Source organism: Staphylococcus sp. GDY8P126P (assembly GCF_017891965.1).
In the GTDB taxonomy this organism is placed as follows: domain Bacteria; phylum Bacillota; class Bacilli; order Staphylococcales; family Staphylococcaceae; genus Staphylococcus; species Staphylococcus saprophyticus.
Genome location: NZ_JAESKG010000029.1, coordinates 1 through 1,036 on the forward strand (window position 1 = coordinate 1; position 1,036 = coordinate 1,036).

The 1,036-nt window shown below is 36.1% G+C and carries 1 protein-coding gene; it reads left to right on the plus strand.

Going from position 1 to position 1,036, the window contains the following annotated elements; all coding sequences use genetic code 11:
- Positions 1 to 100: 100 nt before the first annotated feature.
- Positions 101 to 1,036 (plus strand): IS256-like element IS256 family transposase (locus tag KA893_RS13605; RefSeq protein WP_210125940.1); only part of this gene is annotated, 936 nt, incomplete at its 3' end.

The window sequence follows — 1,036 nt, forward strand, 5'->3', positions numbered from 1 at the left end:
ATAAAGTCCGTATAATTGTGTAAAAGTAAAAAGGCCATATAACAGTCCTTTTACGGTACAATGTTTTTAACGACAAAAACATACCCAGGAGGACTTTTACATGACCCAAGTACATTTTACACTGAAAAGCGAAGAGATTCAAAGCATTATTGAATATTCTGTAAAGGATGACGTTTCTAAAAATATTTTAACAACGGTATTTAATCAACTAATGGAAAATCAACGAACAGAATATATTCAAGCAAAAGAATATGAACGAACAGAAAACCGACAAAGTCAACGAAATGGCTATTATGAGCGCAGCTTTACGACACGTGTAGGCACGCTAGAATTAAAAGTACCCAGAACACGTGATGGCCATTTTTCACCCACAGTGTTTGAACGTTATCAACGAAACGAAAAAGCCCTCATGGCTTCAATGTTGGAAATGTATGTATCAGGCGTTTCAACTCGTAAAGTATCAAAAATTGTGGAAGAACTTTGTGGTAAATCCGTCTCTAAGTCCTTCGTTTCTAGCTTAACAGAACAGCTAGAACCTATGGTTAACGAGTGGCAGAATCGTTTATTATCAGAAAAAAATTATCCTTACTTAATGACCGATGTACTCTATATAAAAGTACGAGAAGAAAATCGAGTACTCTCAAAAAGCTGTCATATAGCGATTGGAATAACCAAAGATGGCGACCGTGAAATTATCGGCTTCATGATTCAAAGTGGCGAAAGCGAAGAGACCTGGACAACATTTTTTGAATACCTAAAAGAACGCGGTTTACAAGGTACGGAACTCGTTATTTCTGATGCGCACAAAGGATTAGTCTCTGCCATTAGAAAATCCTTCACCAACGTAAGTTGGCAAAGATGCCAAGTTCACTTCCTAAGAAATATCTTTACCACCATTCCTAAAAAAAATTCAAAATCTTTCAGAGAAGCTGTTAAAGGAATTTTTAAGTTCACAGATATTAACTTAGCGCGTGAGGCTAAAAATCGATTGATTCATGATTATATCGATCAACCAAAATATTCAAAAGCTTGCGCA